The following is a 13,767-nucleotide window of genomic DNA, read 5'->3' as shown; positions in this document are numbered from 1 at the left end:
TGAAATCAGCCTATACAAATTCTGTACATGGGATCATTTCAGAAATAGCGCATAAAAAAAAACCGGCATCAGCCGGTCCGGTCATTCAATCGTCAATTGATTTTATCTTTTAATTGTTTATAGCGTTCGTATTCCTTTATCGCCTCTTCTACCTTTCCCAGTTTATTAAATAACTGCAGTTTGTATTGTATAATTTTATCGTCACCGGGCTCTATTTTCTCAACCTGCAGGCAAATGTCCATCGCTTGATGATCATTCTTCTTTTGGATGAGAAAACCAATCAGTTCGTACGCTTTGCTGAGCCACAGATGGGCAAGACGCGCTTTTTCCGGCTCCGCCCACAGATAGCCATTCTCCATGAGATAATGGTTCTCATATGACATGACAATGTTCATGTGCCGGGTTAGTGCAGCTGCGCTGAGCGGAGGAGCCTCTTTTAATGTTTTTTCCCATTCAACTGTATCAACCTTTACCCCGGAAAGCCGGAGAATGTATCCTATATCGGTATTTTCTATTGATTGGCTGAAGGGCAGCTGACCGATTAATTTCCGTATCTGATATATTGTCGAGTAGAGCTGGGTGCTTGCTTTTGATATATCATAAGCAGGCCAAAACATCTCCATCAGCATGTCTTTACTGACCGTGCGCCCTTGATTAAGAAGTAAAAATGCATACAGTTCACGGGCTTTGGATGTTCTCCACTTGACTGTTATGTATGTTTTGACACCATTTACCGATTGATAAAAGTCCAGGTTCCCAAAACATTGTATAACATAATCCGTCCCGGTATTCTCTTCTGCCGTCCTGAGTTTTTTATTCATTCGGATCCGCTCAACAGTTGTCAGCAGCCGGGCATTGTCAACCGGTTTCAAAAGATAATCGACAGCATTTAATTCAAACGCTTTGATCGCGAATTCATTATAAGCGGTGATAAAAATAACTTGGATATTTTCATTGACCTCCTGAATCGATTCAGCAAGCTCAATACCGTTTATCCCGGGCATTTCAATGTCAAGAAACACCGCATCAGCTGATGAAAGCTCCGAATGCTCCAGAACTTCCGCCGGATCTTGAAACGTTATAATAGATTGAAAGGCGTTTGTCCGCTCAAGCATACGATTAAAATGAAGCAATGCCAGTTCCTCATCATCCACAATTAACGCTTTCAAACCGCATCCCACCCGTCAATATAGATATATCTGAAAATAATTTCAATTATACCATGTCCAATGCCCTATATAGTTGGATTCTTTTTCTTTCTCTTGTTGTATTACAACGTTTGTGATTACAATATTTATACATTACATAGGATAATAGAATGCCCCTGAATGGGATAAAGGAGTAATGATGTGAAAGAAAAATTTATTTCCATTTCGATTATTTGCGGCTACGCTGCTTTCTTTATGATTTTTATGGTCCTGAATCATTTTTCAGGATCATCCCTCCCCCAAGCGGAACAGGGCGTGATCAATCTGGAAAAGTGGGATTTTCAAAAGGATGGAAATGTCCAGCTGAACGGGAAATGGATTCTATATCCAAATCAGATGCTGTCACCGCAGGCGCTTCATTCAGCAAAAGGAAAAAATCCCGTACTCGTTGATGTCCCTGTCAATGTGAAGCTGTTCGGCAAAACGGCCGATGTGGATTACGGGACGTACAAACTGACAATCCGATCAAATGAAGACAATCAGGTCTTGGGGATCAGCACATCTTTTATCTACAGTTCAAACCGCCTTTACCTTAATGGAAAAGTAATCGGACAGAGCGGCAATCCTTCAGAAAAAGCTGATTTTAAGGCGCAGAACAAACCGTACAGCAGCTTTTTCAGGCTTCACAAGGGTGACAATGAACTTGTCCTGCATTTTTCGAATTTCGGAAAAGTTCCCGGCTGGGGGATCGCAAAACCGATAACGTTTGGGACTCAAGAACAAATTATACGCGAGAATCAAATTTCCTTTTTCAATGATTCCATTATGATTACGGCTTTTTTCATTACCGGTTTATATTTTCTCGGCTTTTTTCTGCAACGGACAAAGGATAAACATTTATTGTTCTTTTCCGTGATGTGTCTGCTTTTTTCAGCCATTATTCTTATGATCGGGAAAGAAAGAATTATCTTTCTCCTCTTTCCGTCTATTTCATTTTCATTGCTGAATTCCTTGCGTATCATCTCAACCGTGCTTGTCAGCATGGCGGTTTTTCTTTATCTCTTTTATGCATACAGAGAAATTGTTTCAAAAACGACGATCACCATTTTAACCGCTTTATCCGGGACCATCTTGATCACTGATTTTATGTCCGGAAGTTTCATTGACCATCTCTCATACATTTTACATTCTGTGCTTGCCGTTACGACTCTGTTTTATATTACATATATTTTTACGATTGCCGCCATAAGAAAAATAAAAGGAAGCACGTACCTTACACTCGCATCCGTCTCGATGAGCGCTTTTGTGATTCTTACGACCATTTCAGCTTACAGCGGCAAAACGGCTTTTTCTTTTAATTCGCTCTATTCATTGCCGACAGTCATCGCTTTATTGGCGGTGGTTCTTCTGATGGCGCAGCAATTCGCCGGAGCTTTCCGGGACAATGAAGTCCTCTCACGGAAATTAGTCAAAATCGACCAACTGAAAGATGAATTTATCGCCAAAACTTCACACGAATTCAAGACGCCGCTGAACAGCATTATTAATATATGCCAAACTCTTGTAGCCGGCAGAAAAAAGAAGACGATAGAGGAAGAGAAAGAAAATATGCAGCTGATCATCCGTATGGGCTACAGACTTTCCGATCTCGTAAATGATATTCTTGATTTGGAAAAAATGAAGCAGGGTATGCTGCAGATTCGTCCGGTTCCCGTCGATGTGCATGCCGTCATATGCAGTGAGATGAACTTCTACCGGCTTTTATCCAAACATAAAAAACTTGCCATTCTTAATCATGTGCCGGACGGCCTCCCTTTGGTGCTTGCAGATGAAAACCGATTCCGGCAAATCTTAACCAATCTTGTTGAAAACGCAATCAAGTACACATCCGAAGGGAACATTATTCTTTCTGCTGAAAGCCTGAATGACAAAATGATTCAAATCACGGTGGCCGATACCGGCAGCGGCATTCCTGAGGCTGATCTTGAAACCATTTTTGATTCTTTTCAGCAAGCGGGAGGGACAGAAGAAGATGGAACGGGTTTAGGTTTAAGTATTGTGAAACAGCTCGTCAAGCTCCAAAACGGGGACATCTGGGCGGAGTCAGCGGCGGCGCACGGATCAGCCTTTCATTTTACGTTACCCGCCGCTCAAATTGATTCTTTACCGGAAGCAAAGACCGAACCTCCTGAATCACAGCCCGGACAGAGAATGTCGGATATTTCGCTGGTCACGCCTTATCACTCAGAAAAAATCGATGCTCCGACGATTCTGATCGTCGACGATAACATCGAGAGTTTGAAAATTTTAACTGATATGCTGGAAGGTGTTCCTTATAACGTAATCGCAGTAAAAAGCGGAAAAGAGGCGCTTCAAGCTGTCTCTTCCTCGAAGCTTGACCTGGTCATATTAGACTTGATGATGCCCGACATGACGGGTTTTGAAGTCTGCACAAACATCCGCGAAAGATTCAGCATGGTCGATCTGCCGGTTCTTATCGTTACGGCAGCCATTATCAGCCATGACAAATACAAGGCGTTTCATGCCGGAGCAAACGACATCTTACAAAAGCCTTATCATTACTCTGAATTCACCGCGCGTATTAAAAATTTAATTTTGATGAAGCATACGGCTCACCAAGCCACAAATTTGGAAATGGCATTTCTTCAGTCGCAGATTAAGCCTCATTTTCTTTACAATGTATTAAATACGATCATCGCGCTCAGCCATTTGGATATTGAAAAAGCACGGGAAACGACTGCTGCATTTACAAACTATTTAAGGATGAGTTTTGATTTTCAAAACACTTCGGACATCAGCTCATTCAAAAACGAACTTTCTATCATTACGTCATATCTTTCTATAGAAAAAACACGCTTCGGCAAACGGATTGATATCCTTTTTGATATTGAACAGGACATTGACTTCCCCCTTCCGCCTTTAATGATACAGCCATTGGTGGAAAACGCCGTTCATCACGGGATCAGTAAGAAAAGAGGCGGCGGACGGATAAAGCTGACAGCGAAAAAACAAGGCGAAAACACGTATTTTATCAAAGTGGAGGATAATGGAAGCGGCATCATGCCGGACATACAGAAAGATATTTTGTCTTCTGACGTTAATCGCAGTGTCGGCCTGAAAAATATTAATCGGCGGCTGAAGCATTTTTGCGGAAGTGAATTGACGATCACCAGCACCCCGGATGAGGGCACCGCTGTTTCGATGATGATTCACACTCCCGGCACAACGGATGATTCGAACTCACTAAAGACGTCTTCATTAAGATACTGATTAACTTCAGAAGGCTTGTAAATACTTCTGCCGGCTGTCGGGGAATTCCCGTCAGCCTTTATTTACCCAAAAAGACGTAAAAACAAAAAAGCTTGAAGAAAAAGTGATATCTTCTCCAAGCTTAGATGATCCGCACCAGTCTGGCCGTTTTCACTTAAGAAATCGTAACTCCCGCGCTTGCATATCCCGCCACTGTATTAATAAGCGAAAGGCCTGTCGCAGTGGCGGAGAATACCATTAACAGCCGGGTTTGAGGAGTTACCGCAATGTTCAGCCCTGTCGTGATTCCGTTGCTGATGCTGCCGATTGACAATATGCCGGTGAGGGGAGGAGCTAAAGTGACGGATGCTCCGGGGATCGGCGTGAACGTATTGTTCGGCACTGTGGAACTGTATAATTGTGCGGTTATCGTAACAGTCGAGCCGACAAGCGACAATGCTGCGGTTGTACTGAAATAAGCGGCAATTGATGTAATGGTTCCGCTTCTCGGAGCAGAAAAAGCAAAGTTCAGCAGAGTTCCTCCGGCCCCGGTGAGATCAATTGCACCTCCCCCTCCGACATTGACGCCCGTTACAGAATTGCCGAACCCGACAAGGCTCACCGTTCCGATTAATCCGCCGGCAATGGTCGTCACGGCAGTGGGAAGACCTGAAGCATAAGGAATGATCGCGCCTGCTCCGGTGGCTCCCGTTATCCCAGTTGCTCCGGTGGCGCCGGTGAGCCCGGTTACTCCCGTTACTCCGGTGGCTCCCGTTATCCCAGTTGCGCCGGTTACTCCAGTTGATCCCGTTACTCCAGTTGATCCCGTTACTCCGGTGGCTCCTGTTATTCCTGTTGCTCCGGTTAACCCAGTTGCTCCCGTTACTCCGGTTGCTCCTGTTATCCCGGTTGCTCCGGTTAACCCTGTTGCTCCCGTTACTCCGGTTGAGCCGGTGAGCCCGGTTACTCCCGTTACTCCGGTTGCTCCCGTTATCCCAGTTGCTCCGGTTACTCCGGTTACTCCGGTGGCTCCGGTGGCTCCGGTTACTCCAGTTGCTCCGGTTACTCCAGTTGCTCCAGTACCTCCGGTTACACCGGTTGCCCCGGTGGCTCCGGTTACTCCCGTTATTCCGGTCGCTCCAGTAGCTCCGGTGGCTCCGGTTACTCCAGTATCCCCGGTTACACCGGTAGCACCTGTTACTCCGGTAGCACCTGTTACTCCGGTAGCACCTGTTACTCCGGTTACTCCCGTTATTCCGGTCGCTCCAGTAGCTCCGGTGGCTCCGGTTACTCCAGTATCCCCGGTTACACCGGTAGCACCTGTTACTCCGGTAGCACCTGTTACTCCGGTAGCACCTGTTACTCCGGTTACTCCCGTTACTCCAGTGGCTCCCGTTGCCCCAGTTGCACCTGTTACTCCGGTTGCTCCCGTTACTCCAGTGGCTCCCGTTGCCCCAGTCGATCCAGTATCTCCGGTTGCTCCCGTTACCCCGGTTGCTCCGGTGGCTCCTGTTACTCCGGTGAGCCCGGTTGCTCCGGTTACTCCGGTCGCTCCCATTATTCCAGTTGCGCCGGTTACTCCGGTCGCTCCCGTTATCCCAGTTGCGCCTGTTACTCCGGTTGTTCCCGTTACCCCAGTTGCACCTGTTACTCCGGTCGCTCCGGTTACCCCGGTTGCGCCGGTTACTCCGGTCGCTCCGGTTACCCCGGTTGCGCCGGTTATTCCAGTCGCGCCTGTTACTCCGGTTGAGCCTGTTACTCCCGTTGCTCCCGTTACCCCAGTTGCTCCCGTTACCCCAGTTGCCCCCGTTACCCCGGTGGCGCCGGTTAATCCCGTTGCTCCCGTTACCCCAGTTGCTCCCGTTATCCCAGTTGCACCGGTTACTCCCGTGGCTCCCGTTACCCCAGTTGCGCCGGTTGCTCCGGTTAATCCCATTGCTCCCGTTACCCCGGTGGCACCGGTTATTCCAGTCGAGCCTGTTACTCCCGTTGCGCCGGTTAATCCCATTGCTCCCGTTACCCCGGTGGCACCGGTTATTCCAGTCGAGCCTGTTACTCCCGTTGCGCCGGTTAATCCCATTGCTCCCGTTACCCCGTTGGCACCGGTTATTCCAGTCGCGCCGGTGGCGCCGGTCGAGCCCGTTACTCCCGTTGCTCCCGTGGCGCCGGGATCTCCAGTGACGCCGGTTACCCCAGTCGCTCCGGTATTCCCAGTCGAGCCCGTTGCTCCGGTAAACCCCGTTGCTCCAGTCAGCCCTGTTGCTCCGGTCAGCCCCGTTGCTCCGGTGCACCCCGTTGCTCCGGTGAATCCTCTTACATGAAAATGATTTGGATGACAGCATGGACACCATCTTTCATGACAGCAAGAGTTTTCGCAACAGAATCCTTCACAGCAATGTGCCCGATTTTGATAACTGCGCCTTTGATTTCTTCTTTTATGTTGAAAATGACAGCAACACTCATTACTATTCCGGCAGTCGTAATCCCAAGAGTCGTATCTGTTATACCAAGTATCTCCTTTTCTCATTACACCACCTCTATTTTCATAATATTTCCATGATAAAAAAAGGTGTGGCAAAACCCCACTTCTATTGGGCAAATTTTTAAATGTTCTTTAAGGCTGCATCATGCAGCATTTACAGAAAAAAGACCTAACTGTGCATAAGTCAGGTCTTTCATCTTTAAAATATCAGTCTGCTGTTGTATTAGGTTGTCGGGAAACGAATGCTGTTAAAATCGATATTGAGAGCTGTCGCTGTTGTTATATTATTCGCAGTTGTGAAAATAACTCTCAGCTGGTACGTATTTGTTCCTGCGGTCTGTGCTGTATCCACTGTTGTATCAGCAATCGAAAAACTATCCGTAGCTGCGGTAGTACTAGTTCGCGACAGAGTTCTTGTATGAATTTGTACTGTTCCCCTATATAATCTCACCTCAAAAACAAAGTTTGAATTGGCTGCAGTTGTTAGCGCGACACTGAGTGCATAATCAAGCTTTACATTCTGCAAAGCGTTAACCGGGATTGCCAGCGTAGCAATGGGAACTTCTGTATTTAACGGCGGATAAACAGTGAGCGGCCCGTTGGTTCTTGTGAAGAGCAAGGTTGGTGTACTGCCTGTGGCGCCGGTTGGTCCTGTTGCTCCAGTTGGGCCCGTTACTCCTGTTACTCCTGTTGCCCCGGTTACACCAGTCGAGCCGGTTGAGCCTGTTGCTCCAGTCACTCCCGTTGAACCGGTTACTCCGGTTGAGCCTGTTTCTCCAGTTGCTCCAGTTACTCCTGTTGAGCCTGTTGCGCCGGTTGAGCCTGTTAATCCCGTTACACCTGTTGGGCCAGTCACTCCTGTTGCACCAGTTAACCCAGTTCCTCCCGTTGGGCCGGTTGAGCCTGTTAATCCTGTCGCTCCTGTTAATCCAGTTGAGCCGGTTAGGCCCGTTGCGCCTGTCGATCCGGTGGCTCCAGTTACCCCCGTTGACCCTGTTGGGCCGGTTACTCCTGTTACACCCGTTGATCCGGTTATACCAGTTACACCTGTTGGGCCTGTTATGCCGGTTGATCCGGTTGACCCCGTTACCCCGGATGCACCCGTTGCTCCGGTTGATCCTGTTTCTCCGGTCGCACCAGTCACTCCGGTTGTGCCTGTTGGACCGGTTACTCCTGTCGATCCGGTTGATCCTGTCACTCCCGTTGGACCAGTTGGGCCAGTCACACCGGTTAAGCCTGTCGCGCCTGTTATTCCGGTCGATCCCGTTACGCCGGTTACTCCTGTTGACCCTGTTACTCCGGTTGCTCCTGTCGCTCCTGTTATCCCCGTTGCCCCAGTCACTCCAGTTGAGCCCGTTTCTCCGGTTATACCAGTTGGGCCTGTTACTCCGGTTGTGCCGGTTTCTCCCGTGGCACCGATTACTCCGGTTGGACCGATTTCTCCAGTTACCCCTGTTGCACCGGTTGACCCAGTTCCTCCTGTTGGGCCAGTTTCTCCCGTTGCTCCAGTTACTCCAGTTGCACCGGTTGAGCCGGTTACACCAGTTGGGCCTGTTGAACCAGTCGAGCCGGTTGCTCCTGTTGGGCCGGTTGAGCCCGTGGTTCCGGTTATTCCTGTTGCTCCTGTTATTCCTGTCGACCCGGTTACTCCGGTTGGACCCGTTACTCCCGTTTCTCCTGTTGAGCCAGTTGCCCCAGTTGAGCCCGTGACCCCAGTTGGGCCGGTTGAGCCGGTTACACCAATTGGACCAGTTTCTCCGGTTGAACCAGTTACACCAGTTACACCAGTTGGACCTGTTACTCCAGTCGATCCGGTTGAGCCCGTGGTTCCGGTTTCTCCTGTTGATCCTGTTGCTCCTGATGGTCCAGTTGATCCGGTTTCTCCTGCTGGGCCGGTTGCCCCAGTCACTCCAGTTGACCCCGTTTCTCCTGTCGATCCGGTTGGGCCTGTTACACCAGTTGGACCCGTTTCTCCCGTTGAGCCAGTTGCTCCTGTTGCACCTGTTACTCCGGTCACTCCAGTTAATCCCGTCGCACCAGTTGATCCGGTTTCTCCTGTCGATCCGGCTACTCCTGTTGGGCCGGTCGCTCCGGTTGCACCTGTTGGGCCAGTTTCTCCCGTTGAGCCTGTTACTCCAGTCACTCCTGTTGAGCCCGTTACCCCAGTTGGGCCGGTTTCTCCGGTTGATCCAGTCGGTCCTGTTGCACCAGTCGAGCCGGTTGTTCCCGTTCCCCCGGTTACACCAGTTACCCCAGTCGCTCCTGTCGATCCCGTTGCTCCGGTTGTTCCTGTTACACCGGTCTCTCCTATTGCGCCGGTTGGGCCGGTTAATCCGGTGGCTCCTGTTACTCCCGTTGCACCGGTTACTCCTATTGGCCCTGTTGCTCCGGTTGAGCCGGTTTCTCCCGTTGGGCCTGTTGCACCAGTCGAGCCAGTTGTTCCCGTTCCGCCAGTTACACCAGTTACCCCAGTCACTCCAGTTGAACCGGTTTCTCCTGTTGGGCCGATTGGACCAGTTGCTCCGGTTGAACCAGTTATACCAGTTGAGCCTGTTACTCCAGTCGCCCCTGTTGCACCGGTTGAGCCGGTTTCTCCAGTTGTTCCTGTTGAACCGGTTTCTCCTGTCGATCCCGTTGCTCCGGTTGTTCCTGTAATTCCAGTTGGGCCGGTTTCTCCAGTTAATCCCGTCGCACCAGTTGATCCCGTTTCTCCTGTCGATCCGGTTACTCCGGTTACACCAGTTGAGCCCGTGACCCCAGTCGGGCCAGTAACTCCTGTTGATCCGGTTTCTCCTGTTGACCCGCTTTCTCCAGTTGGACCAGTTACACCACTCGCCCCAGTTAGGCCAGTCACACCAGTTGGGCCTGTTGCTCCTGTTACTCCAGTTGGGCCGATCTCTCCCGTTGTCCCGGTTGCTCCGGTTATTCCTGTGGCCCCAGTCACTCCCGTTGCTCCGGTTACACCGGTTGTGCCCGTTACTCCTGCTGGGCCGGTTTCTCCCGTTGCCCCAGTTACTCCAGTTGGGCCAGTTTCTCCCGTTGCCCCAGTTACTCCAGTTGCACCGGTTTCTCCTGTTGTGCCAGTAATCCCTGTTGCACCGGTTTCTCCGGTTGAACCAGTTGGGCCTGTTGCACCAGTCGAGCCGATTGTTCCAGTTATTCCAGTGGCGCCCGTTGCGCCGGTTGTTCCAGTTATTCCAGTGGCGCCCGTTGCGCCGGTTGTTCCTGTTGACCCGGTTGCTCCTGTTGGGCCGATCTCTCCCGTTGGCCCGGTTTCTCCTGTTGAACCAGTTGACCCTGTTGCTCCGGTTATTCCTGTTACTCCAGTTGATCCGGTTGAGCCCGTGGTTCCGGTTTCTCCTGTTGCTCCTGTTGATCCAGTTAGGCCAGTCGAGCCGGTCGATCCTGTTGTGCCGATCGGGCCAGTAACTCCTGTTACTCCGGTGGCTCCCGTTGCTCCGGTTTCACCTATTGCTCCAGTCACTCCGGTTGACCCTGTTGCTCCGGTTACACCAGTTATGCCTGTTACTCCTGTTGCACCCGTTGGGCCTGTCGCCCCGGTTACCCCCGTTACTCCTGTCGATCCCGTGACCCCCGTCGGGCCAGTCACACCAGTTGCTCCGGTTATGCCAGTGGCGCCCGTTGATCCTGTTGAGCCGGTTGATCCGGTTGAACCGATTGTGCCTGTCGATCCCGTTGCACCCGTTGAGCCGGTTATCCCTGTTGCCCCAGTTACACCGGTCGCCCCGGTTTCTCCTGTTGATCCGGTTTCTCCAATTAATCCCGTCGCACCAGTTGATCCCGTTACACCAGTCGGGCCGGTTGAGCCTGTTACTCCGGTTGCGCCAGTAACTCCAGTTGCACCGGTTGATCCTGTTACCCCAGTTGGGCCAGTTGGGCCGGTTGTTCCAGTCGGTCCTGTTGCACCAGTCGAGCCGGTTGTTCCCGTTCCCCCGGTTACACCAGTTGCACCGGTTGAGCCGGTTTCTCCCGTTGTTCCTGTTGAACCTGTCGATCCCGTTGCTCCGGTTATTCCTGTTGCACCAGTTACACCGGTCGCTCCGGTTTCTCCTGTCAACCCCGTTACTCCGGTTGGACCTGCTGCGCCAGTTGTGCCTGTCGCTCCTGTTACTCCTGTTACCCCAGTTGTCCCCGTTACACCAGTCGCCCCTGTTACTCCGGTGGGGCCCGTTTCTCCGCTTGACCCTGTTGATCCGGTTACACCAGTTATGCCTGTTACTCCTGTTGCACCCGTTGGGCCTGTCGCCCCGGTTACCCCTGTTACTCCTGTCGATCCCGTGACCCCCGTCGGGCCAGTCACACCAGTTGCGCCGGTGAACCCCGTTACTCCGATTGGACCTGCTACCCCAGTTGCTCCGGTTATGCCAGTGGCACCCGTTGCGCCGGTTGATCCAGTTGCACCGGTCGCTCCTGTTACTCCCGTTGGGCCTGTTACTCCAGTTGAGCCTGTTTCTCCGGTTATACCTGTTGAGCCAGTTGCGCCTGTCGAGCCGGTTGAACCGGTTTCTCCGGTTGCGCCTGTTGGGCCGGTTTCTCCTGTCGCTCCGGTTGAGCCGGTTACACCAGTTGCGCCTGTTTCTCCGGTTGCTCCAGTTACCCCCGTTGCACCAGTCGCTCCGGTTTCTCCTATCGCCCCGGTTGCTCCAGTTGGACCCGTTGCTCCGGTTATACCAGTTGGGCCGGTTACTCCAGTAGCTCCGGTATCCCCGGTTGAGCCAGTAATCCCTGTTGCACCGGTTACTCCAGTCGGACCAGTTACTCCGGTTGGGCCAGTTATTCCGGTTACTCCAGTTGGACCCGTTACTCCGGTTGAGCCTGTTCCACCAGTTATGCCTGTTACTCCTGTTGCACCCGTTGGGCCTGTTGCCCCGGTTACCCCTGTTACTCCTGTCAATCCCGTGACCCCCGTCGGGCCAGTCACACCAGTTGCTCCGGTTATGCCAGTGGCGCCCGTTGATCCTGTTGCACCGGTTGATCCGGTTACACCCGTTACCCCAGTCGCTCCTGTTGTTCCCGTTTCTCCGGTTATACCAGTTGGGCCTGTTGCGCCTGTCGATCCTGTTGCACCCGTTTCTCCGGTTGGGCCGGTTGGGCCTGTTGGGCCGATTTCTCCCGTTGGGCCAGTTTCTCCCATTGCCCCGGTTACTCCTGTTGCTCCAGTTACACCGGTTATTCCTGTTGACCCTGTTACACCAGTCGCTCCGGTTTCTCCTGTTACACCGGTTAAACCTGTTACCCCGGTTGCGCCAGTCGCTCCTGTTATCCCCGTTGCACCAGTCGCTCCAGTTGCACCGGTTTCACCTGTTGAGCCAGTAATCCCTGTTGCACCGGTTTCTCCGGTTGAACCTGTTGATCCGGTTGGACCGGTCTCTCCCGTTGAGCCGATTTCTCCAGTTGCTCCGGTTGGGCCGGTTGATCCTGTTACACCGTTTTCTCCGGTTGAACCAGTTGAACCAGTCGACCCTGTTGGCCCGGTTGGACCTGTTATTCCGGTTGCCCCAGTTACACCAGTCGCTCCTGTTACTCCAGTTGGGCCGGTTGAGCCCGTGGTTCCGGTTTCTCCGGTTGCTCCCGTTGAGCCGGTTTCTCCCGTCGCCCCAGTTACTCCAGTTTGACCGGTTGAGCCAGTTACACCAGTTGGGCCTGTTACTCCCGTTGCACCAGTTGGGCCTGTTACTCCCGTTGCACCGGTTGGGCCTGTTGATCCTGTTGGTCCTGTCGATCCGGTTGGGCCTGTTGCACCAGTTGAGCCGGTCGTTCCTGTTGAGCCTGTTATTCCGGTTCGGCCGGTTACACCAGTTGAGCCAGTCACTCCCGTTGGACCTGTTTCTCCGGTTGCACCTGTTACACCAGTCACTCCAGTTGCACCGGTTTCTCCTGTTACACCCGTTGGACCTGTTCCCCCGGTTGCGCCTGTTTCTCCAGTTAATCCCGTCGCTCCAGTTGAGCCGGTTGCTCCTGTTGAACCAGTTGGGCCTGTTGCACCAGTCAAGCCAGTTGTTCCTGTTACTCCAGTCACTCCGGTTGAGCCAGTAGTTCCGGTTGCTCCCGTTGCACCAGTTACTCCGGTCGCTCCTCTTGCTCCAGTCACTCCGGTTGAGCCAGTAGTTCCGGTTGCTCCTCTTGCTCCTGTTACACCAGTCGAGCCGGTAGCTCCAGTTACTCCCGTCGCCCCTGTTACTCCTGTCGGACCAGTCACTCCGGTTTGGCCGGTTACACCCGTTGATCCTGTCGACCCCGTCGCTCCTCTTGCTCCGGTCACTCCTGTAGGGCCCGTCACTCCTGTGGGACCTGTAATTCCCGTTACGCCAGGTTCACCCCCGGTTTGCGCCAATGAAACGTCGTCTATTAAAACCGTGCCGGAAGAAACTTTACTTAATACAATGACGGCAGAGGCCGCGCCAGAAGGCACACTGCTTGTTTTATAGATTTCAGACCATGTGTGAAAGAGCACGTTCGGCAAATTTCCGGGTGTAATATTTTCTTGAATGGAACTGATTTGTTCACCTGCTGCGCTGACATAGATGATCTGGAGAGTTACTTGGGGACTTGGCTCATTTCCGAGCGTTGCGAGTGATACGAATAGAGTCACTGACTTGGCTGAAATTGGAACGATTTGACTGAGGTAAGCATATGGCTGAGCTCCAATAAATTGCGCAGAATATCTCCCTGAATGTGCAAACAAACTGTTAATCTGGGTATTTGCCGAACTCCACCCCGCTAATGTACCGGTTTCAAAGCTTCCGTTTATAATCGGATTATTCATTCAATCTTTTTCCCTCTCCTTCCCGTTGTTGACCGTCTTACTTATTAAGACAGCATATTAATACGGGCTGTGTTTTGACA

5 protein-coding genes and 1 pseudogene are annotated in these 13,767 nt (G+C 51.6%); 2 read left to right on the top strand and 4 right to left on the bottom strand.

Going from position 1 to position 13,767, the window contains the following annotated elements; genetic code table 11:
* Positions 1-92: 92 nt before the first annotated feature.
* Complete coding sequence (locus tag NYE28_RS03920; protein ID WP_043020659.1) at positions 93-1,169, bottom strand: response regulator; 1,077 nt, start codon at positions 1,167-1,169, stop codon at positions 93-95.
* Between the two features lie 234 nt (positions 1,170-1,403).
* On the opposite strand from NYE28_RS03920, the pseudogene NYE28_RS03915 reads away from it, so the two are divergent.
* Together NYE28_RS03915 and NYE28_RS03910 are read left to right on the top strand one after the other, a co-directional pair.
* Positions 1,404-3,287, top strand: a pseudogene (locus tag NYE28_RS03915) (sensor histidine kinase); the annotation flags it as partial.
* Positions 3,288-3,359: 72 nt separating this feature from the next.
* The gene (locus NYE28_RS03910) at positions 3,360-4,439 is read left to right on the top strand and encodes a response regulator (protein ID WP_258381543.1); all 1,080 of its coding nucleotides are present in this window, start codon (positions 3,360-3,362) and stop codon (positions 4,437-4,439) included.
* A gap of 154 nt (positions 4,440-4,593) precedes the next feature.
* On the opposite strand, the gene NYE28_RS03905 is transcribed toward NYE28_RS03910, so the two are convergent.
* The 3 genes from NYE28_RS03905 to NYE28_RS03895 form a co-directional block, all read right to left on the bottom strand.
* Positions 4,594-6,498, bottom strand: a complete 1,905-nt coding sequence (locus NYE28_RS03905) for an exosporium glycoprotein BclB-related protein (RefSeq protein WP_342490307.1) — start codon at positions 6,496-6,498, stop codon at positions 4,594-4,596.
* Between the two features lie 233 nt (positions 6,499-6,731).
* On the bottom strand, positions 6,732-6,881 hold the full coding sequence (locus NYE28_RS03900) for a hypothetical protein (RefSeq protein WP_015239372.1): 150 nt from the start codon (positions 6,879-6,881) through the stop codon (positions 6,732-6,734).
* 242 nt (positions 6,882-7,123) lie between these two features.
* Positions 7,124-13,687 carry an NTTRR-F1 domain gene (locus tag NYE28_RS03895; RefSeq protein ID WP_342490306.1) on the bottom strand — a complete coding sequence of 2,188 codons (6,564 nt, stop codon included), beginning with the start codon at positions 13,685-13,687 and terminating at the stop codon, positions 7,124-7,126.
* Between the last annotated feature and the right edge of the window lie 80 nt (positions 13,688-13,767).

It is taken from the genome of Bacillus sp. FSL R5-0443 (assembly GCF_038608285.1).
Taxonomy (GTDB): Bacteria; Bacillota; Bacilli; order Bacillales; family Bacillaceae; genus Bacillus; species Bacillus velezensis.
The sequence above is the reverse complement of the archived record's forward strand: the minus strand, read 5'-3'. Positions and strand labels throughout refer to the sequence as shown.

Bases quoted from the DNA above. Each gene is read 5' to 3' on its own strand.
- NYE28_RS03910 (WP_258381543.1), top strand. From the start codon at position 3,360: ATGTCGGATATTTCGCTGGTCACGCCTTATCACTCAGAAAAAATCGAT.
- NYE28_RS03905 (WP_342490307.1), bottom strand. From the start codon at position 6,498: ATGGGATTAACCGGCGCAACGGGAGTAACAGGCTCGACTGGAATAACC.
- NYE28_RS03900 (WP_015239372.1), bottom strand. From the start codon at position 6,881: ATGAGTGTTGCTGTCATTTTCAACATAAAAGAAGAAATCAAAGGCGCA.
- NYE28_RS03895 (WP_342490306.1), bottom strand. From the start codon at position 13,687: ATGAATAATCCGATTATAAACGGAAGCTTTGAAACCGGTACATTAGCG.